The 20774-nt window shown below is 73.6% G+C and carries 18 protein-coding genes; 9 read left to right on the forward strand and 9 right to left on the reverse strand.

Features of this window, described 5'->3' with window-relative positions; genetic code table 11:
* Window position 1 precedes the first annotated feature (1 nt).
* The 6 genes from paaE to OG702_RS01380 all read right to left on the reverse strand — a co-directional run bounded on the left by paaE (window position 2) and on the right by OG702_RS01380 (window position 5164).
* On the reverse strand, window positions 2–1105 hold the full coding sequence (gene paaE / locus OG702_RS01355; RefSeq protein ID WP_327286978.1) for a 1,2-phenylacetyl-CoA epoxidase subunit PaaE: 1104 nt from the start codon (window positions 1103–1105) through the stop codon (window positions 2–4).
* Window positions 1105–1626, reverse strand: a complete 522-nt coding sequence (gene paaD / locus OG702_RS01360) for a 1,2-phenylacetyl-CoA epoxidase subunit PaaD (RefSeq protein ID WP_327286979.1) — start codon at window positions 1624–1626, stop codon at window positions 1105–1107. Before paaD ends, paaE begins: the two co-directional genes overlap by 1 nt.
* The gene (gene paaC, locus OG702_RS01365; protein WP_327286980.1) at window positions 1620–2498 is read right to left on the reverse strand and encodes a 1,2-phenylacetyl-CoA epoxidase subunit PaaC; all 879 of its coding nucleotides are present in this window, start codon (window positions 2496–2498) and stop codon (window positions 1620–1622) included. The genes paaD and paaC overlap by 7 nt, the downstream gene beginning before the upstream one ends.
* Before the next feature lie 12 nt (window positions 2499–2510).
* The gene (gene paaB, locus OG702_RS01370) at window positions 2511–2831 is read right to left on the reverse strand and encodes a 1,2-phenylacetyl-CoA epoxidase subunit PaaB (protein WP_327286981.1); all 321 of its coding nucleotides are present in this window, start codon (window positions 2829–2831) and stop codon (window positions 2511–2513) included.
* Window positions 2828–3826 (reverse strand): 1,2-phenylacetyl-CoA epoxidase subunit PaaA, encoded by a 999-nt coding sequence (paaA, locus tag OG702_RS01375; protein WP_327293051.1) that lies wholly within the window; start codon window positions 3824–3826, stop codon window positions 2828–2830. The genes paaB and paaA overlap by 4 nt, the downstream gene beginning before the upstream one ends.
* A 111-nt stretch (window positions 3827–3937) precedes the next feature.
* Window positions 3938–5164: a thiolase family protein gene (locus tag OG702_RS01380; RefSeq protein ID WP_327286982.1), complete on the reverse strand. Its 1227-nt coding sequence runs from the start codon at window positions 5162–5164 to the stop codon at window positions 3938–3940.
* A 131-nt stretch (window positions 5165–5295) separates the two neighbouring features.
* Here OG702_RS01380 and paaK point away from each other — a divergent pair, with 131 nt between their 5' ends.
* Entirely contained in the window at window positions 5296–6681 is a 1386-nt protein-coding gene (gene paaK, locus OG702_RS01385) for a phenylacetate--CoA ligase PaaK (protein WP_442814272.1), read from the forward strand.
* A 100-nt stretch (window positions 6682–6781) separates the two neighbouring features.
* Window positions 6782–7597, forward strand: coding sequence for a helix-turn-helix domain-containing protein (locus tag OG702_RS01390; RefSeq protein ID WP_327286984.1), 816 nt, complete (start codon window positions 6782–6784; stop codon window positions 7595–7597).
* Between the two features lie 44 nt (window positions 7598–7641).
* Here the strand turns inward: OG702_RS01390 and OG702_RS01395 are convergent, their stop codons facing one another.
* Window positions 7642–9702, reverse strand: a complete 2061-nt coding sequence (locus OG702_RS01395; RefSeq protein WP_327286985.1) for a phosphocholine-specific phospholipase C — start codon at window positions 9700–9702, stop codon at window positions 7642–7644.
* A 294-nt stretch (window positions 9703–9996) separates the two neighbouring features.
* Here OG702_RS01395 and OG702_RS01400 point away from each other — a divergent pair, with 294 nt between their 5' ends.
* The 7 genes from OG702_RS01400 to OG702_RS01430 all read left to right on the forward strand — a co-directional run bounded on the left by OG702_RS01400 (window position 9997) and on the right by OG702_RS01430 (window position 17551).
* On the forward strand, window positions 9997–11595 hold the full coding sequence (locus tag OG702_RS01400) for a purple acid phosphatase family protein (protein WP_327286986.1): 1599 nt from the start codon (window positions 9997–9999) through the stop codon (window positions 11593–11595).
* Between the two features lie 150 nt (window positions 11596–11745).
* A complete protein-coding gene (locus OG702_RS01405) occupies window positions 11746–12615 on the forward strand; it encodes an alpha/beta fold hydrolase (protein WP_327286987.1) in 870 nt (289 codons plus the stop codon).
* A 139-nt stretch (window positions 12616–12754) separates the two neighbouring features.
* Window positions 12755–13999 carry a substrate-binding domain-containing protein gene (locus OG702_RS01410; RefSeq protein ID WP_327293052.1) on the forward strand — a complete coding sequence of 415 codons (1245 nt, stop codon included), beginning with the start codon at window positions 12755–12757 and terminating at the stop codon, window positions 13997–13999.
* 3 nt (window positions 14000–14002) lie between these two features.
* The gene (locus tag OG702_RS01415; RefSeq protein WP_327286988.1) at window positions 14003–14746 is read left to right on the forward strand and encodes an ABC transporter ATP-binding protein; all 744 of its coding nucleotides are present in this window, start codon (window positions 14003–14005) and stop codon (window positions 14744–14746) included.
* Window positions 14743–15585: an ABC transporter ATP-binding protein gene (locus OG702_RS01420; RefSeq protein ID WP_327286990.1), complete on the forward strand. Its 843-nt coding sequence runs from the start codon at window positions 14743–14745 to the stop codon at window positions 15583–15585. Before OG702_RS01415 ends, OG702_RS01420 begins: the two co-directional genes overlap by 4 nt.
* Window positions 15585–16472 (forward strand): branched-chain amino acid ABC transporter permease, encoded by an 888-nt coding sequence (locus tag OG702_RS01425; protein ID WP_327286991.1) that lies wholly within the window; start codon window positions 15585–15587, stop codon window positions 16470–16472. The genes OG702_RS01420 and OG702_RS01425 overlap by 1 nt, the downstream gene beginning before the upstream one ends.
* A complete protein-coding gene (locus tag OG702_RS01430; RefSeq protein WP_327286992.1) occupies window positions 16469–17551 on the forward strand; it encodes a branched-chain amino acid ABC transporter permease in 1083 nt (360 codons plus the stop codon). Before OG702_RS01425 ends, OG702_RS01430 begins: the two co-directional genes overlap by 4 nt.
* 7 nt (window positions 17552–17558) lie before the next feature.
* Here OG702_RS01430 and OG702_RS01435 read toward each other — a convergent pair whose 3' ends face one another.
* Window positions 17559–20117 carry a polysaccharide lyase family 8 super-sandwich domain-containing protein gene (locus OG702_RS01435; protein ID WP_327286993.1) on the reverse strand — a complete coding sequence of 853 codons (2559 nt, stop codon included), beginning with the start codon at window positions 20115–20117 and terminating at the stop codon, window positions 17559–17561.
* A 194-nt stretch (window positions 20118–20311) separates the two neighbouring features.
* Window positions 20312–20773: a universal stress protein gene (locus tag OG702_RS01440; RefSeq protein ID WP_327286994.1), complete on the reverse strand. Its 462-nt coding sequence runs from the start codon at window positions 20771–20773 to the stop codon at window positions 20312–20314.
* Window position 20774 lies beyond the last annotated feature (1 nt).

Below are 20774 nucleotides of genomic sequence, written 5' to 3' on the forward strand. Positions count from 1 at the left end.
GTCAGGCGTCGTAGTCCACGGTGAGGGCGCCGGAGGCGGGGAAGGACTGGCAGGTCAGCACGTAGCCCGCGTCGACCTCCGCGGGTTCCAGGGCGAAGTTGCGGCGCATGTCGGCCCGGCCCTCGGTGATCTTGGCGCGGCAGGTGCCGCACACCCCGCCCTTGCAGGCGAAGGGCAGGTCGGGGCGGGCGCGTTGGGCCCCGTCGAGGATCGTCGAGTCGGTCGGCAGGGCGGCGGTGGAGGTGCGTCCGTCGAGGGTGACGGTGACCTGGCTGACCGGGCCGCTCGCGATGTCGTCCGGGTGCCGCAGCGGGGTGATCGGCTCGTCGTCGGCGAAGAAGAGCTCCTGGTGGACGCGGTCGGGCGGCACCCCCAGCCCGGCCAGCACGTGTTGGGCACCGGCGACCATGCCGTGCGGTCCGCACAGCCACCAGTGGTCCGCACCGGGCACGTGCACCAGGCCGGCGATCAGCGCGGCGAGCCGGTCCGCGTCGAGGCGGCCGGAGAGGAGCTCGGCCTCGCGCGGCTCGCGGGAGAGCACATGGCCGAGCTGAAAGCGCGCCGGGTAGGAGTCCTTGAGGTCGGCCAGTTCGTCGGCGAACATCACCGTCCCCGCGCGCCGGTTGCCGTAGAAGAGGGTGACCCGCGAACGCCCGTTGCCGGCGAGCACGGACTCCGCGATCGACATCATCGGGGTGATCCCGGAGCCCGCGGCGATCAGCACATGGTGCCCGGGGGTGCCCGGGTCGGGAGTGAAGGCCCCGATCGGCGGCATCACCTCGACGGTGTCACCGCGGCGCACCCCGTGCACCAGCCAGTCGGAGAACAGCCCGCCGGGCACCATCCGCACGCCGATCCGCGGCGGTGCCCCGGCCGGTGAGCAGATGGAGTACGACCGGCGCTCGTCGCGGCCGTCGACCGTACGCCGCAGCGTGAGGGACTGGCCGGGGCGGTGCGCGAACTCCGCGGCCAGCTCGTCGGGGATCTCGAAGCCCACGGTCACGGCGTCCTCGCACAGCGGGCGCACGTCGGCCACCCGCAGCGGATGGAAGGCCGGGCGGCGGCGCGGCCGCGCGGTCCCGACGGCGGTGGTGGTCGCGGCCATCACAACTCCTTGACGTGCTCGAACGGTTCCCGGCAGGCACGGCAGCGCCACAGGGACTTGCAGGCGGTGCCCGAGAAGCGGGAGGTCTCCTCGGTGTCGGTGGAGCCGCACTGCGGGCAGCCGACGGCCTGCCGGGGTGCGCCGAGCACCAGCGGCACCGGCCCGGGGTTGCGTCGCGGTGCGGCTCCCGGCGGTGAGATGCCGTGCTCGCGGAGCTTGCGCCGGCCCCGCGCGGTGATCAGGTCGGTGGACCACGGCGGGTCGAGGACCGTGCGGATCTCCACCTTCTCGAAGCCGGCCCGGCGCAGCCGGGCGGCCACGTCGGCCCGCATCTCGGCCATCGCCGGGCACCCGGAGTAGGTGGGCGTGAGGCTGGCGACCACCGTGCCGTCGCCGGCCACCCGGACGTCCCTGAGCACGCCGAGGTCGGCGAGCGTCAGCATGGGCAGCTCGGGGTCGGGCACCTGCGCGGCGACCTGCCGGGCCCGCGCCGCAGCCGTCCGGGGCAGCTCCGTCACCATGTCGCCTCCGGGTGCGCCCGGGCCACGCTCTGCAACTCCGCAAGCAGCGGGGCCAGCTGAGGGGTGTGCCGGCTGTCGTCCGGCGCGCCTGGCGCGGGCGGCAGGGCGAGGCCGGCGGCCGACAGCACCTGGTCGAGCACGGCCAGCGCCTCCTGCCTGACAGCGTCCGCATGGGCGGCGAACTCCGGCCGGGCGCCGAACAGTTCATCCAGATACGGGGCAACCGCCGCCAGCGCGTCGCGCATCCGGCGGTGCGACTCCTCGGTGCCGTCGCCCAGCCGGACCGCCCAGTCGGCGGCATACTGCCGGTGGTAGGCCAGTTCGGGCACGCCCTTGGCCGCCACCGCGGCGAGCACCGGGTCCTCGGCCGCGGCGAGCCGGCCGAAGAGGGCCAGCCGCCAGGCGGACAGCACCAGCAGCCGTACGACGCAGAACGCGAAGTCGGTGTCGGGCAGTTCGGCCAGCCGGGCGCTGCGGAAGTCGCCGGCGTCACGGAAGTAGGCGTAGGCGTCCTCGCCGCGGCCGGTGCCGTCGACCTGGCCGCAGCGCGCGTAGAGCAGCCGGGCCTGGCCGAGCAGGTCGAGCCCGATGTTGGCGAGCGCGACCTCCTCCTCCAGCTCCGGCGCCCGGGTGCACCACTGCGCCAGCCGCTGCGCGCCGACCAGCGCGTCGTCGGCCAACGCCAGGCACTGCGCCACGAGTTCGGCGGTGTCCAGGCCGGCAGGCACGGCGGTGTCGACGCCGTACAGCGGGTCCTCGAAACCGGTGCCGAAGGCCCAGCGGGCGTTGCCCTCGCCGTCACCGTCGTGATCCTCGGCGAGGGACAGGTAGACGTGGTCGTCGGTGGCGTGCTCGTCGGTGGCGTCGCTCATACCGGCCGGCTCCTAGATGTGCGGGACATCGTCGGGGATGTCGTAGAAGGTCGGGTGGCGGTAGACCTTGTCGGCGCTCGGCTTGAAGAACGGGTCCTTCTCGTCGCGGGTCGAGGCGGCGATGTGGGTGGAGCGGACCACCCAGATGGACACGCCCTCGTTGCGGCGGGTGTAGAGGTCACGGGCGTGGGTCAGCGCCATGGTGTCGTCGGCGGCGTGCAGCGAGCCGACGTGCACGTGGTTCAGGCCGCGCTTGCCCCGGACGAAGACCTCGTAGAGCGGCCAGTCCGCCCTGGCCGTGGGCGTATCCCCTGCCGTACTTGCGTCACTCATGCTGCCGCTCCTTCGTCGTGCTTCGCCCTGGCCGCCTGCTTGGCGGCGTGGGCGGTGGCCGCCGCGCGGACCCAGGCGCCCTCGTCGTGGGCAGCGGTGCGCCGAGCCACCCGTTCGGCGTTGCACGGCCCGTCGCCGCTGATCACCCGCTGGAGCTCGGACCAGTCGGGGGTGCCGAAGTCGTATCCGCCGCGCTCGTCGTTCCAGCGCAGTTCGGGGTCGGGCAGGGTGACGCCGAGCTTCTCGGCCTGCGGCACGGTCATGTCGACGAAGCGGCGGCGCAGCTCGTCGTTGCTGTGGCGCTTGATCTTCCAGGCCATCGACTGCGCCGAGTTGGGCGAATTCTCGTCCGGCGGGCCGAACATCATCAGCGACGGCCACCACCAGCGGTCCACCGCGTCCTGCACCATCGCGCGCTGGGCGCCGGTGCCGCGCATCATCGTCATCAGCAGTTCGTATCCCTGCCGCTGGTGGAAGGACTCCTCCTTGCACACCCGCACCATGGCGCGTGCGTAGGGACCGTACGAGCTGCGGCACAGCGGAACCTGGTTGCAGATGGCGGCGCCGTCCACGAACCAGCCGATCACCCCGACGTCGGCGAAGCTGGGCGTCGGGTAGTTGAAGATCGACGAATACTTCTGGCGGCCCTCGATGAGCCGCTGGGTCAGGTCCGCGCGGTCGGCGCCCAGGGTCTCGGCGGCCGAGTACAGATACAGTCCGTGGCCGGCCTCGTCCTGCACCTTGGCGAAGAGGATGGCCTTGCGGCGCAGCGAGGGCGCGCGGGTGATCCACTCCCCCTCGGGCTGCATGCCGATGATCTCGGAGTGCGCGTGCTGCGCGATCTGCCGGATCAGCGTCTTCCGGTAGCCCTCGGGCATCCAGTCGCGCGGCTCGACCCGCTGGTTGCCCGCGATGGTGGCGTCGAAGCGTTCCTGCAGCGGCTCGGTGCCGCGGTCACCGTCGCCGCTGTCGCCCGGCGAGCCTTCGAGTGGCATGGCCATGTCTCTCCTCACCCCAACCGACCGTTCGTTCGGTACCAAGTGTGCGGATCCTCCGGCCGCACGGCAAGCCCCGGCCGCAGGGAGAGTCCCCGCCGGGCCGTGCGCTCACACCCGCTCGACGAGCATCGCCACGCCCTGGCCCACGCCGACGCACAGAGTGGCAAGGCCGCGGCCGCCGCCCCCGCGCTCCAGCCGGCCGAGCAGGGTGAGCAGGATGCGCGCCCCCGAGCAGCCCAGCGGGTGGCCGAGCGCGATCGCGCCGCCGTCGGCGTTGACCGTGTCCTGGTCCAGGCCGAGACGGCCGATGACCGCCAGCGCCTGGGCGGCGAAGGCCTCGTTCAGCTCGACGGCGTCCAGGTCGGCGCTCTTCCACCCGGCGCGGGCCAGTGCCTTCTCGGTGGCGGGCACCGGCCCGAGCCCCATCAGGTGTGGCTGCACCCCGGCGGAGGCGGAGGTGACGATCCGGGCGCGCGGCGTCAGGCCGTACCGATCGACGGCCCGCGCGCCGGCCACCACCAGGGCGGCGGCGCCGTCGGACAGCGGCGAGGAGGACCCCGCGGTGACGACGCCGCCCTCCCGGAAGGCCGTACGCAGCGCGGCCAGCTTCTCCGGCGACGTGCCGGGGCGCGGGCCCTCGTCACGGGTGACCGAGGAGTCGCCGACCGGCACCGGGACGATCTCCCGGTCGAAGTGCCCGGCCTCCTGCGCGGCCACCGCGCGCCGGTGGCTGCGCAGCGCGAAGGCGTCGCTGTCGGCCCGGGTGATGCCGTCGAGCGCGGCGACCTCCTCCGCGGTCTCCCCCATCGACAGCGTCACCCTCCCCGGCGTCTCGGCGCCCGCACCGTCCGGCACCGCCCGGTCGGCGGCGCTGAAGCGCGGATTGGTGAAACGCCAGCCGAGCGCGCTGTCGTGGACTTCCCCCGGCCTGGCCCACGGTGTGCCCGGCTTGGCCATCACCCAGGGCGCCCTGGTCATGGACTCCACGCCGCCGGCGACCACCAGCTCCGCGTCGCCCGAGCGGATCGCCTGCGCCGCCGAGGCGACCGCGGTCAGCCCGGAGGCGCACAGCCGGTTGACCGTGTAGCCGGGGACGGTGTGCGGCAGACCCGCCAGCAGCACCGCCATCCGCGCGACGTCGCGGTTGTCCTCGCCCGCCTGGTTCGCCGCGCCGAGGACCACCTCGTCCACCGCCGCCGCGGGGACCCCGGCCCGCCGGACGGCCTCGCCGACCACCAGCGCGGCCAGGTCGTCGGGCCGCACGCTCGCCAGCGCGCCGCCGTAGCGCCCCTGCGGGGTGCGGGCGCCGTCGATCAGGTAGACCTCATCGGACATGGCTCTCCTCGGTGGCTGCGGGACGGCGGGCGACCGGCGCGGACGCCGGAGCGCTCAGGGGCGTACGGAGCATGCTTCCCCCCCTTGACAGGCGGCGGCGGTGCTTGCTTACGTGGCGGCACGCTAACCGAATGGTCGGTTGGTGGACAAGGCGGTGGAGGAGCCCAGTGAGCCGCGAAGCGACCAGCGTGCCCGAGCCGACCGCCGTCCGCCTGGGCGCCCCCGCACCCCGGGACCTGCTGGACGGCAGCGAGCTGCTCACCCGCGCGGAGCTGCGCGCGCTGCAACTCGACCGGCTGCGCGCGACGCTGCGCCACGCGTACGCGGAAGTGGAGCTCTACCGGCGCAAGTTCGACGCCGCGGGGGTGGAGCCCCAGGACTGCCGCGGCCTGGAGGACCTGGCGCGCTTCCCCTTCACCACCAAGGCCGACCTGCGCGACACCTACCCCTTCGGGATGTTCGCCGTGCCGATGGACCGGGTGCGCCGCATCCACGCCTCCAGCGGCACCACCGGCCGCCCCACCGTGGTGGGTTACACCGACGCTGACCTGTCGGTGTGGGCCGACGTGGTGGCGCGGTCGATCAGGGCCGCGGGCGGCCGCCCCGGTCACAAGGTGCATATCGCCTACGGCTACGGCCTGTTCACCGGCGGCCTCGGGGCGCACTACGGCGCCGAGCGGGCCGGCTGCACGGTGATCCCAGCCTCGGGCGGCATGACCGCCCGCCAGGTGCAGATCATCCAGGACTTCAGGCCCGAGATCATCATGGTCACGCCGTCCTACATGCTCACCCTGCTGGACGAGTTCGAACGGCAGGGGGTGGACCCGCGGACCACCTCGCTGCGGGTGGGCATCTTCGGCGCCGAGCCGTGGACCGAGGCGATGCGACGGGAGATCGAGGACCGGCTGGACATCCACGCGGTGGACATCTACGGCCTGTCGGAGGTCATGGGCCCGGGGGTGGCGCAGGAGTGCGTGGAGACCAAGGACGGCCTGCACGTGTGGGAGGACCACTTCTACCCGGAGGTGGTCGACCCGATCAGCGACGCGGTCATGCCGGACGGCGAGCGCGGTGAGCTGGTCTTCACCTCGCTGAGCAAGGAGGCGCTGCCCGTCGTCCGCTACCGCACCCGGGACCTGACCCGGCTGCTGCCCGGCACCGCGCGGCCGGCCTTCCGGCGGATGGAGAAGGTCACCGGCCGCTGCGACGACATGATCATCCTGCGCGGCGTGAACGTCTTCCCGAGCCAGGTCGAGGAGATCGTCCTCGGCGTCCCGGGGGTCGCCCCGCACTTCCGGCTCGACCTGACCCGGCGCGGCCGGATGGACCACATGACCGTCGTCGTGGAGGCCAGGCCCGACGCGCCGGCGGCCCAGCAGGAGGAGGCGGCCCACACGGTCGCCCAGGGCGTCAAGGACGCGGTCGGGGTCACCGTCGAGGTCGTCGTCACCGACCCCGGGAGCCTGGAGCGCTCGGTCGGCAAGATCCAGCGGATCAGGGACCTGCGGCCGTCGTAGGGGCCCACCGGCACACAGCGTCGTCCGCCGGTGGGCCGGACAGAGATGATCTGCCGGACGGGCGGGGCCGCCCCTGCCGGGTCTTGTTACCTTTTCCGCTATGAGGGGATCGCGTCCCGGTACCGAGGTCCACGCCTGGCGGCCGGCCGTGGCGGGGATCAGCGAGGTGCTGCACGCGACCTTCACCGCGCACGCCTACCCGGTGCACACCCACGACACCTGGGACCTGATGCTGCTGGACGACGGTGTCGTGGACTTCGCGCTCGACCGCAGGCGGCACGACGCGACGGACGCCGGGCGGGTGGTGCTGCTGCCACCGGGGGTGCCGCACGACGGGCGGTCGGTGGGCGGACGCGGCTTCCGCAAGCGGGTGCTGTACCTGTCGACGTCGGTGCTGCCCGAGCGGCTGGCGGGACCCGCGGTGGACGGGCCGATCCTGCTCGACCCTGCGCTGCACGACCGGGTGCACTTCCTGCACGCGGCGCTGCGGCACGAAGGGGACGCCCTGGAGGCCGCCTCGCGGCTGGCGTTCGTCCGGGAGCGGCTGCTGACCCACCTGGACGCCCGCAGGCCGGCCGGCAGGGACCCGGCCGACCACCGGCTGGCGGCGCGGCTGCGCGAACTGCTGGACTCCCGGCTGCGGACCGGCCTGACGCTGGACGAGGCGACGGCGGTGCTGCATGCCCATCCGACGCATCTGATCCGCTGCTTCACCCGGGCCTACGGGCTGCCGCCGCACACCTATCTCACCGGGCGCCGGATCGACCGGGCCCGCGCCCTGCTGCTCGCCGGCGAGCGGTCGGCCGACGTGGCGAGCGCGGTCGGCTTCTACGACCAGGCCCATCTGAGCCGGCACTTCACCCGGCATCTGGGGGTGACCCCGGCCCGCTTCGGGCGGCGCGGCGCGCAGGTCTGACGCGGACGCGCCGCCGGAAGCAGGCGGTGGTGGGACGGGACCGGTCAGCGGGTGGCGATGGCCGGGTCGCTCACCCCGGGCCTGCCGTTCTCCACGTGGCCGGCCAGCCGGCGCAGGAAGCCCGGGTCGTGGTCGGCGGTCACGGTGAGGTCGTACCAGCGCTTGCTGCGGCCGAGGTCGACGGTGTGGGTCTCGCGGCGGCCGGCGCGGACGGTGTACGTCGCGTGCAGGCCGTCGTAGGAGTTGCGGACGGTGAGCCGGACGTCGGTGCGGCCGGAGTTGGTGAAGGTCAGCTCGATCCGGCCGGCGCTGGCGTCGTGGCGGGCGGTGACCTCGGGCCCGGCGTGGGCCGCCGAGCCCTTGAAGGTGCGCAGGAAGCCGGCCGGGCCGTACGCCGTCAGGTCGTAGCTGCCGCCCTGGGCGGCGGTGTCCCAGCTGCCGGAGAGCTTCTTGCCGGCCTCGGCGGTGTACGTCCACGGGCCGTCGGTGCGGCCGGCGGCGGTGACGTGGAAGCACACGCCGGCGGCCACTCCGCCGGCGAAGGTGAGGGTGACGCGCCTGCTGGAGGGCGTCACGGCCGCGTCGACCTGCGGGGCGTACGGCAGCGGGCGAGTGGGGCGGCTGCCCCTCTCCTGCACCGGGAGCACCTGGTGCGCGGGCGGCACCGGCACGTAGCTGTCGTGCCGGTCGCGGTCGGGCGGCTGGTAGGCGTCGGTGTCGGGCAGCGGCGCGGGCCTGCCGTGCGTGAGGCCGAAGTCGAAGGCCGAGGTGAGGTCACCGCAGACGGCGCGCCGCCACGGCGAGATCTGCGGCTCGTGCACCCCGAAGCGGCGCTCCATGAAGCGCACGATCGAGGTGTGGTCGAAGACCTCGGAGCAGACATAGCCGCCGGTGCTCCACGGTGAGACCACCGTCATCGGCACCCGCTGGCCCAGCCCGTAGGGACCGGCGGCGTAGGTGCCGTTGCCGGGGAAGATCTCCAGGTCGGTGCTGACGGTGGAGGCGCCGCGGCCCTCGGCGGGCGGTGCGAACGGCGGGACGACGTGGTCGAAGTAGCCGTCGTTCTCGTCGTAGGTGATGAACAGCGCGGTCCTGCTCCACACCTCGGGGTCGGAGGTGAGCGCGTCGAGGACCTGCGAGATGTACCAGGCTCCGTAATTCGCAGGCCAGTTGGGGTGCTCGGAGAAGGCCTCGGGCGCGGCGATCCAGGAGATCTGCGGGAGCCTGCCGCCCTGGACGTCCGCCCTGAGGGCGTCGAAGAAGCCCTCACCCGCCTTGGCGTTCGTGCCGGTGCGGGCCTTGTCGTACAGCGGGTCGCCGGGCTGCGCGTTGCGGTAGTTGTCGAAGTACAGCAGCGAGTTGTCGCCGTAGTTGCCGCGGTAGGCGTCCGGGATCCAGCCCCAGGAGTTGGCGGCGTCCAGGCCGTCGCCAATGTCCTGGTAGATCTTCCAGGACACGCCCGCCTTCTCCAGCCGCTCGGGGTAGGTGGTCCAGGAGTAGCCGAGTTCGGAGTTGTCGAGCACCGGGCCGGCGCCCTTGCCGTCGTTGCCGGTCCAGCCCGACCACATGTAGTAGCGGTTGGGGTCGGTGCCGCCGATGAACGAGCAGTGGTAGGCGTCGCAGACGGTGAAGGCGTCGGCGAGCGCGTAGTGGAACGGGATGTCGTCCCGGGTCAGGTAGGCCATCGTGCCGGTGGACTTGGCGGGGATCCAGCGGTCGTACTTGCCGTCGTTGACGGCGGCGTGGCTGCCGGTCCACTCGTGGTTGAGGCCCTCGATGAACTGCAGCCCCAGGTCCGCGACGTCCGGGTGGTACGGCAGCACGTCCTTGCCCGTGCCATCCGGCTGGTACCAGACGGGCTTGCCGTTCGCGAGCCGGACGGGGCGCGGGTCGCCGAAGCCGCGCACTCCGCGCAGCGAGCCGAAGTAGTGGTCGAAGGACCGGTTCTCCTGCATCAGGACGACGATGTGGTCGACGTCCTTGATGGTCCCGGTGCGGCGCCCGGCCGGGATGGCGGCGGCGCGGTTGATGCTGCTTGACAGGGCGGTGAAGCCCGCGGTGGCGCCGGCGATCTGCAGGAAGCGCCGCCGGGTGGGTTCGGCCATGGCTCGGAGTACCTCTTCGCAAGGGGAGTGTGCGGGGCGAGCAGGGGGTGATCCCAAGAGCAGCGAGTACAGGCGACCTGCCCGTGTCCCGCGGGTGAAAGCCTGCGGTACGGGTCGCGAACAGCCAGGTCCGGCAGGCGGGAAACGGAGTCACGGGGGCCGCGGGTGCGCGCCGCGGCCGCGCCCCGGGGTCCCGCCGCCTTCCGACGTGCACCGGAAAGGCGGAGTTCAACTGGCCGTCGCCGCGGGGCGCGAGTCTTCACGCATTCGCAGCCCATGCACCAAGGAGCAACGATGGTCGCACAGATGGACACACCCGAGCCGTCGGGAGAGCGCCTCAGCCGGCGCACCGCGGTCGGCCTGCTGGGGACCGCCGGGGTCGGCGCGGTCGCCGTGCCCCTGCTGAGCGCGGGTCCCGCCGCGGCGGCGCCGGCCGGCGCGCCCGCCTTCCACCCCACCCCCGACGCCGGGGGCGCCTCCCCGGTGCAGGGCCTGCATCTGACCTTCGGCAAGGACCCGTCCACCCAGATGGTGGTGTCCTGGCTGACCGACGCCCCGGTCAAGCGCCCGCGGGTGCTGTACGGCACGCTCGACCACGGTCTGGGCTCCGGCGCGTCGGCGCGGACCCGGGCGTACACCGACGGCAAGTCGGGCCGGGTGGTCTACGTCCACCACGCGCTGATCAGCAAGCTGCACCCGGGGACCGACTACCTGTACCTGGTCTCGCACGACGGCGCCACCCCGGACAGCGGCACCTTCCGCACCGCGCCGCGCGGGCGCCAGCCGCTGACCTTCACCAGCTTCGGCGACCAGTCGGCGCCCCAGGTGACCTGGGCGAGCGACGGCACGGCGGCGTTCGACGCGAACTCCACGCCGGCGACCAAGGACATCGTCACCGGCATCGAGCAGGTCGCGCCGCTGTTCCACCTGCTCAACGGCGACCTGTGTTACGCCAACCTGGACGTGGACCGGGTACGCACCTGGAACAACTTCTTCACCAACAACACCCGTTCGGCCCGCTTCCGGCCGTGGATGCCCGCCGCGGGCAACCACGAGATCGAGTCGGGCAACGGTCCGATCGGCCTGGGCGCGTACCAGACGTACTTCGACCTGCCCTCGACCGAGACCGACGACGAACTCGCGGGCCTGTGGTACGCGTTCACCGCCGGGTCGGTGCGGGTGATCGTGCTGCAGAACGACGACGTCGCGCTGCAGGACGGCGGCGACAACTACGTCCACGGCTACTCGGGTGGCCGTCAGCTGGCCTTCTTTGAGCGGGAGTTGAAGGCGGCCAGGCGGGACACCGACATCGACTGGGTCGTCGTGGCGATGCACCAGGTGATGATCAGCTCCTCCGACGCCAACGGCGCGGACCTGGGCCTGCGCGCGGCGTACGGGCCGCTCTTCGACCGCTACCAGGTGGACCTCGTGGTGTGTGGCCACGAGCACAACTACGAGCGGTCCCTCGCGGTGCGCGGGGTGGTCGGCGGCAGCGAGACACTGACCCCGAACCCCGCCTCGACCAGGACCGACGACATCGACACCGGGCTCGGCACCGTCCACATGGTGCTGGGCGGCGGCGGAGTCTCGGGCACCACCAACCAGTCCTTCTTCAAGGACGGCACCGCCAAGGTGATCACCGCGGTGGCCGCCACCCGTCCCGAGGGCGGCAAGCGGGCGGCGACCTACGTCAAGGAGGAGGCGGTCTGGACGGGCGTGCGGGACATCGACCACCCCTACGGCTTCGCCGCCTTCACGGTGGACCCGGGCCGCTTCCCCGGTGACACCACCCGGCTGCACGTCACGTACTACAACGTGAACAAACCGCACGGCGAGCTGTCGGTCTTCGAGCAGTTCACGCTGCACCGCAAGCGGTCGGACGGGCGCCACTGACACCGCCCCCTCGGGGATGGCGGCGGGCGACACGGCGGCAGCACCGGCTGTGTCGGCCGCCGCCATGCGTCACGCACCCCGGTGACACCTATGCTGCTGAGTCCGCACGGGCGGCGTGCGGGCCGGCGGGTCCGATTCTGGGCGGGGCGCATGAGGGATTACCGGGATGTCGGCGTCGAGGTGGCGGGCGGCACGCTCGCCGTACGCCACTGGCCGGGCGAACCGGGGGCCGGCACGGTGCTCGCCGTGCACGGCATCGCGAGCAACGGCCTGTCGTGGGCCGCCGTCGCCGAAGCCCTCGACGGCGTCGAGGTGCTCGCTCCCGACCTTCGCGGGCGGGGACGGAGCAACGATGTCAAGGGCGAGAGCAGCATGGCGGCGCACGCCGACGACCTGCTCGCGGTGCTGGACAGCTTCGCGGTGGACCGTGCGGTGCTCGCCGGGCACTCCATGGGCGGCTTCGTCGGCTGTGTCGCCGCCCGCCGCGACCCGCGGCGCTACCGGCAGCTGGTGCTGGTCGACGGCGGCCTGGGCTTCCCCGTCCCGGCCGACATGGACATCGACCAGGTGCTGCACGCGGTGATCGGGCCGGCGATGGCCAAGCTCGACATGGAGTTCCCCGACCGTGCCGCCTACCACGCCTTCTGGGCCGCGCACCCGGCCTTCGCCGAGCTGACCGGCGAGGTGGTACGGGCCTATCTGGACCGCGACCTCGTCGGCGAGGAGCCGCACCTGCGCTCGGCGTGCCGGGCGGCGGCGATCCGCGAGGACGCCGAGGACGAGCTGCGCGATCCCGCGGTCTTCGCCGCGATCCACGAGCTGCGGGTACCGGCCCGGCTGCTCTGGGCAGAACGGGGCCTGCGCGACGAGCCCGTCGGCCTGTACCCGCCCGCCGTGATCGAGACGGCAGCCCCCGGCACGGTCGCCACGCACTTCGTCCCCGGGGTGAACCACTACTCGATCGTCCTCGCGGCGGCGGGCGCCGCCACCGTGGCCGCCCACCTCCGCGAGGCCCTCTGAGGCCCGGCGCGGCGGGCACCCCACCATGGTGCCCGCCGACATGCCGTCCCCGGCAGGTGCATGCTCCGGCCACATGTCCACCCGGACCCAGCACTTCTACGGTGTGCGCAACAATCCACCGTTCCGGGAGCCGGTCACCATGCGTCGCAGCAGCACATCGAGCACGTACCGCACCAGATCCGTCCCCGCGCTTGCGCTGCTGGCCGCCGCCGTCCTGCTGGCAGGGCTGACGGGCTGCAGCAAGGCGGGGACGGCGGGCAGTTCGTCCGCGGGCAAGGACGGCAGCGCCGCCGTCGACGTGGGCCTGGTCTACTCGCGCAGCGGGCCGCTCGCCGCCTACGGCAAGCAGTACATCGAGGGGTTCAACGCCGGTCTGGACTACGCCACCCACGGCACCGGCAAGGCGGCCGGCCACCCGATCCGCCTCACCGAGCAGGACGACGCGGGCGACCCGGCCAAGGCGGTCGCCGCGGCCAAGACGCTTATCGGCAAGGGCACGAAGATCATCGCGGGCACCACGGACTCCGGCGTGGCGCTGCAACTGGCGCCGCTGGCCGCGCAGAACCACGTGCTCTACATCGCAGGCCCCGCCGCGACCGACGCCCTGACCGGCATGAACGCCTACACCTTCCGCTCCGGACGGCAGTCCTACCAGGACATCCTCACCGCCGGTTCGCTGCTCGGCGGCTCACGCGGCAAGAAGGTCGTGGTGCTCACCCAGAACTCGGCCTTCGGCCAGGCGAATGTGGCCGCGGTCAAGGAGGTGCTGGGCACTGGCCGGGGCGCGATCGTCGACTCGGTGCTCGCGCCGCCCAGCGCGGGCGACCTGACGCCGTTCGCGCAGCAGGTCAAGTCCAAGAAGCCGGACCTGGTGTTCGTGGCATGGGCCGGGGCGAGCGCGCCGGCGCTGTGGACGGCGCTTGACCAGCAGGGCGTGGTGGCCTCGACGAAGGTGGTGACCGGCCTGGCCGGCGTCGCCTCGTACCCGCTGTTCGGCGCGGCGGGCTCCAAGGTGTCCTTCCTGGCGCACTACTTCCCCGGTGCGGCCGGCAATCCGGTGGAGAAGGCGATGCTGGACGGCATCACCAAGGCCGGTGGCACTCCCGACCTGTTCAGCCCGGACGGCTTCACCGCGGCACAGATGATCGTGCACGCGGTGGAGTCGGGCGGCGCCACCGATCCGACGGCGATGGCGAAGGCGCTGGCGGGCTGGTCGTTCCAGGGTCCCAAGGGCGACGAGCAGATCAGGACGGTGGACCACGCGCTGCTGCAGCCGATGTTCACCGCGACGCTGACCGGCGCCGGCGCTGCCGCGAAGCCCGAGCTGATCAGCCGGCTGCCGAAGGACGCGGTCACGCCGCCCTCGAAGCAGATGGCAGGCTGATCGGTGGCCCCCGTACTGCGGGTGCGCGACCTGGAGTGGTCGGTGGGCGGCGCGACCATCGTGGACGAGGTGTCCTTCGAGGCGCACGAGGGCGAGTTCCTCGCCTTCATCGGTCCCAACGGCGCCGGCAAGACCTCGCTGTTCAACCTGATCAGCGGACTCGTGCCGGCCACCCGGGGGTCGATCAGGCTCGACGGGGCGGAGGTGACGGCCGAGAGCGTGCCCGCCAGGGCGCGGCGCGGACTCGGCCGCACGTTCCAGACCTCCAGCCTGTGGCCGGCGATGACGGTCGCCGACCACGTACGGCTGGCGGCGCAGGCGGCGTCCGGCGGTTCGTACCGGATCTGGCGGCGCGCGTCCGGCTACGCCGGCCAGGTCGGGCGGGTGCTGGAGCGCACCGGTCTCGCGCACCGGGCCGACGTACCGTCCGCCGAGCTGTCGCACGGCGAGAAACGCAAGCTGGAGCTGGCGGTGCTGCTGGTCGGTGAACCGCGGCTGATGCTGCTCGACGAGCCGATGGCCGGGGTGAGCGCAGAGGAGGTGCCCGCGCTGACCGGCCTGATCCGCTCGCTGCACCGCGAGGAGGGCAGGACCGTGCTGATGGTGGAGCACCACATGGACGTACTGCTTGGCCTGGCGGACCGGTTGGCGGTCATGCACCACGGAACCCTGCTGGCGCTCGACACCCCGCAGACGGTCACCGCCGACCCGGTCGTCCAGCAGGCCTATCTCGGGGAGGCGTTGTGAGCGCCGAACCCCTGCTGGTGGTGCGGGACCTGGCGGTGGTCATCGGCGGCCGGCACATCCTGCACGGAGTGGACCTGGAGGTCGCGCCGTCCGGGGTGACCGCGCTGCTCGGCCGGAACGGGGCGGGGAAGACCACGACGGTGCGCGGGGTGCTCGGCCTGGTGCCGCGGACCGGCAGTGTCCGCTTCCTCGGCGAGGAGACGGTGCGGCTGCCCACCCACGCGCTGGTGCGGCGCGGTATCGGCTACGCGCCGGAGGACCGCGGCGTCTTCGCCGCGCTCACCGTCGCGGAGAACCTGCGGCTGGCGGAGCGGCCGGGCGCGGGCGAGCCCGCGTACGCCCTGGTGCACGAACTCTTTCCCGAACTCAAGACCCGTGCACGCCAGTCGGCGGGGACGCTGTCCGGCGGCCAGCAGCAGATGGTGGCGATCGGCCGCACCCTGCTGAACGGCAACCGGCTGATCATCGCCGACGAGCCGACCAAGGGCCTGGCGCCCAAGGTGGTCACCGAGGTGGCGCGGGTGCTGGAGCGGGCCGCGCAGGCGGTGCCGGTGCTGCTGGTGGAGCAGAACCTGGCGATGGTGCGCAGGCTCGCCGCGCACTGCGTGGTCCTCGCCGACGGCCGCACCGCGCACCGCGGCCCCGCCGCCGACCTGCTCGCCGATCCCGAGGCCACCCGGCGGCTGCTGGGCGTCGGCCGCCGTACCGCCGCCGTCACCGAGGAGCACCACATGTCACCGCAGGACACCGGGACAGCCGCCGGGACAACCGCCGGACCCCCGGCCGGGACCGCCGGGCCGGCCGGCTCGGCGGCGGGAAACGGAAAGGCAGGGGTGTGATGTCGACCGTCGTGCTGCTCGCCGTGACCGGACTCGGCCTCGGCGCCCTGTACTTCCTGGTGGCCGCGGGACTCTCGCTGATCTTCGGTCTGATGGACGTGCTCAACTTCGCCCACGGGGGGCTGCTGTCGATCGGCGGCTACGCCACCTGGTGGGCCGCCGACGGACACCTGCCGGGGGCGGGCGGGGGCGGGCCCGGCTTCGTGCTCGCGGTCTGCTTCGGCACCGTCGTCGGCACCGCGGCCGCCATGGTCCTCGAACTCGCCCTGATCCGGCCGCTGTACGGCCGCCCGCGCGAGCAGGTGCTGGCCACTGTCGGTGTCGGCCTGGCCGTCCCCGCGCTGCTGTCGGCGATCTGGGGGCCGGACGCCCGGCCCTTCCCAGGACCGGCCGCGCTGTCCGGCACGTTCGGTCTGCTGGGAGCGCACATCCCGGTGAACCGGCTGGTGCTGATCGGCGCCGCCGCCGCGGTGCTGGTGGCGCTGCGGCTCTTCCTCGGCGGCACCCGGCACGGCCTGGTGGTGCGCGCCGGGGTGGAGGACCGGTCCATGGTCACCGCGCTCGGCATCAACGTGCGCCGCGCCTTCACCCTGGTCTTCGCGATCGGCGGGGCGGCAGCCGCGCTGGGCGGGGCGCTCGGCGGGCTCTACTACGGCTCGGTCGACCCGGGCCAGGGCACCTCGCTGCTGATCTTCGCCTTCGTCGTGGTGGTCATGGGCGGCATGGGCTCGGTCGCCGGCGCCGCGCTGGCCGCCGTCGTCGTCGGCCTGGTCCAGCAGTTCGCCAACTACTACACCGCGTCCGGCCTCGGCGACCTCGCCGTCGTCGTGCTGCTCGCCGCGCTGCTGCTGCTCAAGCCACGCGGCATCACCGGGAGGCTCGCATGACCACCGCCACGCCCGCCCGCGAGGCGGCCGCCACCGGCGAGGTGCCCGGGCCCGCCGGGTCGCTGCGCCGCTACGGCCGCTGGTGGCCGGCTGCCGCGCTGGCCGCGCTGCTCGCGGCGCCCTACAGCTCGCTGCCGCTGCCCGGGCTGCTCGACGGCCCGATCGGCAGCGCGGGCAGCCTGCAACTGCTGGCGCTGTGCCTGGTGTTCGGCGCGCTCGCGACCGGCTACGACCTGCTGCTCGGGCGCACGGGGCTGCTGTCGTTCGGGCATGCGCTGTATTTCGCCGCGGGCAGCTACGCGACCGAACTCCTCATGGCCGAGGCCGGGTTGCCGTTCGCTGCGGCCGCGGCGCTCGGGCTGTGCTGCGGTGTCGCGCTGAGCGCGGCGCTGGGCTCGGTGGCGCTGCGGGTCGGCGGGATCGCCTTCTCCATGGTCACGCTGGCCTTCGCGCAGGCCGGCTCCATCCTGGTGGAACGCGACCCGGGCGGTGTCACCGGCGGCGAGGAGGGCCGGGCCATCCCGGCCGACAGACTGCCGTCCTCGCTGGCCGGCATCGGCAACACCGCCAACCTCTACTGGATCGCCCTGGCCTACCTGGTGCTGACCCTCGCGGTGGTGCACTGGGCGGTGCGCTCCCCCACCGGCCGGGTCTGGGAGGGCATCAAGGAGAACGAGCGCCGGGTCGAGGTGCTCGGCCTGCGCCCGTACGGGTTCAAGCTGGTCGCCTTCATGCTGGCCGGTGCGCTGGCCGCCGTCGGCGGCGTGGTGCATCTGCTGCTCACCGGCGGCGCGACCCCGCAGACCACCACGTCGGACTTCACGCTGTCGCTGCTGGTGATGGTGGTGCTCGGCGGGTCCGGGTCGCGCTGGGGGCCGCTGATCGGCGGCGTCCTCTACACCTGGGCGGACCACCGGCTGGGCGACCTGGCGGGGTCCGGAGCGGTCTCGGACCTGCCGTCCGTCCTGCGGGTGCCGCTGTCCCAGCCGCTGTTCCTGCTGGGCGCCCTCTTCGTCGCCACCGTCGTCGCGCTGCCGGGCGGGCTCACCCGCCTGCCCGCCCGGCTGCGCGGGCGCTGACCGGGGGTCAGCGCAGGGTGGCGGACAGGGTGCGGCCGTAGAGCCGGTCGGTGTCCGCCACGACGGTGGTGCCGGCCGGGGTGGAGCGGACGTGGATCCCGGGCGCCGAGGTCACCGGGCGCAGGCGGCGCCCCCGCAGCTGGACCGAGACGGTGGCCCGCCCGGTGGTCGGATCGGCCAGTGCCAGCGCCACGGTGCCGTCGCGGGCTTCGCGGAGCAGCACGGACGCGGGGCCGTCGACGGTCAGGCGTCCGGCGCGGTGCAAGCCGGCGGTGAAGGTGTTCACGGCCAGCAGGCCGAGCCCCCGATGGCTCACGGCCTGGACGGCGGTGGTGTTGGCGAGGACGGCGAGCGGCCCGCGGGCGTACGACCGCAGGGTCCGCTCGGAGGCGCCGGGGACGATGGCGTAGGCCAGCGCGGTGTGCCGGGCGCCTGCTTCCTGGTGGAAGGTCAGCGTGAAGACCTGCTTGGTGACGGAGGTGTCGGGGTTGGTCAGCCGGACCGCGCGGCGGCTGCGGGTGACCGTGTCCAGGGCTACGGTCGGCGGCGGCTGGTGCGTGTCGAGCAGGACGTAGCCGACCGCGGTCCCCTGGGCGGCGTCGGCGTACCGCAGCCAGCTCAGCGGGGCGGTGCCGGTGCCGGACCAGGCGCCGCCGCCGCGCACCTCGCCGGTGAGGGCCACCGGGTCGGCGGCGCCGGCGATCCTGGCGTCGACGGTGGTGGTGACCGCGCGCCCCGCGCCGTCGCCGACGCCGGCGGCGAGCACCACGACCTCGTCGTCCAGCATGAACCACGACTTGGTGGCGTCGGCCCCGCGGTAGGCGACGAAGTCGGCGGGCAGCAGCCCGGCCTGTTTCGCGGTCCAGGCCACGTCGGGGGCCAGCACCATCGCGGCGGCGCCGTACGTACCGAGGACGGCGCCGCCCGACAGGGCGTTGGTGCCGCGCGGGAAGTACAGGTAACTGTTCTGCGACTCGGAGGACGAGGTGAAGCCGGCGGCGGGGTTGTCGTACCACTGGGTGCCGTACAGCTCGGGGACGGTCCGCCGGACCTCGACCGGGGCGGTGACGCCGGCCAGCCGGTCGGGCGGCACGGCGGTGAAGTAGTCGACGCCGAAGGCCTGCGTCTGGTCCTGCCCGGCGAGGTAGAGGTAGTGGGCGCCCGCGCCCTGGAACCACGGCATCAGGTTCTCGCCGCTCATGTACTCGTAACCGCTGATCCGGGTGGAGCTGCGGGCCAGCGCGAAGGTCCAGCCGGGGCGGCGGTGGACGCTGCGGTCCATGGCGGGGTAGGCGCTGTGCTGGGCGGCGGGGTTGATGTCGCGGGCCGGGATCGCGGGGTCGGCCAGCAGGTCGGCGTAGCGGGCGACGCTGACCGGGGAGACGAAGCCGGCCGGGTCGGGCGCGGCCTTCGTCACCTGCCGCAGGTATTTCGCGTAGCCGGCCAGCGCGGTGGCGCCGTCGCCGGTGGCGTAGCCCGACAGGTCGACGACCGCCTCGACCACGGCGGCCACGTCGGCGTATCCGGTGCCGGTCCTGGACAGCGCCCGGCCCTTGACGATCTCGGACATCCAGCCCTCGACGATCAGCGGCGCGAAGCTGCCGGCCACCCAGCCGGCGACGACGCCGGGCAGGTCGCCCTCGGCGGGGACGAAGCCGGTGCCGTCCAGGATCTTGACGGTCTGCACCACCCGGGTGAGCAGCCCGGTGCCGTACGAGCCGGTGTAGGCCACCGAGGAGTGCTGGAGGAACGACCCGTCGGCGTAGAAGCCGTCGGTGACGCCGTGCTGGGGGGCGTAGGGGTCCACCGTGGCGTAGACGGTGAGCTGGTCGGCGACGGCCTTGGTGATCCGTGCGGCCTCGCCGAGCGCGGCGCCCTGCAGGATGCGGTTGGTGGTGATGTCGGCGAGGTTGGCGCCGGTGTGGAAGCGGGAGTCGAGGTCGACGTCGCCGCCCTTGCCGTTGCGCAGGTATCCGTCCATGGCGGCGACGTAGGTGGCGGTCAGGCCGGGCGCGGCCTGGTCGAGGCGGTCGGCGAGCAGGACCAGGGTGCGGCTGACGTAGGTGGAGATGCCGATCTCCCAGTTGAACCAGTTGCCGTAGTAGCCGGTCGCCTGGTCGCCGTAGTAACGGTCGTAGAGCCAGGCCAGAGCGTCGATGACGCGTTGCTGCACAGCGGTGTCGCCGAGCAGCGAGGAGCCGGGGGCGAGGGTGGCCAGCGCGATCTCGTACAGGTACTGGAAGGAGCTGGTCAGGTGCGGGTCGCTGGTGCCGAGGTCGACGCCGTGGAAGAGCTCGCCGGCGCCGGCCGCGTCCATCGCGGCGAGCCTGGCGGTGGCGGTGGACTGGAGGGCGGCGAGCTTGCCGGCCACCTCCGGGCGGGCGTTGGACTGCGGTGTGCCGCAGAATATCGCGGTGACGTTGCCGAGAAGGGTCGCCCGGTCGGTCGCGGCGGACGGCGGGGCGGCGGCGCCCGGTTCCGCGGCGGCGGCGCGTATCCGGCCGGCCAGTGCCAGCAGGGCGCCGGCCGGGGCCATCGACAGCAGGGTACGGCGGGACATCTGCACGGCGGACGCTCCAACGGTCGGCGGGCGGCGCCGCGTGACGGCGCCACCCGCATTGAAGCAACGTCGGCCCCACCTGTCACCGGGGGCGACAGCCGTATCGTCCACCGCACGACGATCACCAGCCGCGTCCGCGCGGCGGGCGGACCCGCCGTCCGGCCGGCCACCGCCCCGGCCGCCCGCCGCCTCCGGGCGCCTCAGGGCACCACGATCACCGGCCACCGCCCGGTCCTGACCAGCCGCACGCCGGCCGAGCCGAAGAGCCGGTGCCGCAGGCCCCTGGACGCGCCGATGACCACCGTGTCCGCGCGCAGCTCGTCGGCTGTCTCGGCGAGCCCGGTGGCCACGTCGGCGGCCCGCAGGATGTGGAACTCCCAGCGCGGGGCGGGTAGGCCGAGCGTGCCGGTCAGCCCGATCGCCACCCGGTGCCGCAGCTGCTCGGCCACCGCCAGGTCGTCGGCGGCGAGCATCCACGACAGGCCGGCCAGCATCGCGGTGGAGTGCACCGGCAGGACGTGGATCACCACCAGCAGGGCGTCCTGGCGCCGGGCGAGCCCCACGGCGTAGGCGGCGGCCCGCCATGAGGAGTCGGAGTCGGCCACTCCGACCACGACTGTGCGGCCGCCGCCCCGCGGGGCGGCGGCCCGATCGAAAACCACG

This window comes from Streptomyces sp. NBC_01198 (genome assembly GCF_036010485.1).
In the GTDB taxonomy this organism is placed as follows: domain Bacteria; phylum Actinomycetota; class Actinomycetes; order Streptomycetales; family Streptomycetaceae; genus Actinacidiphila.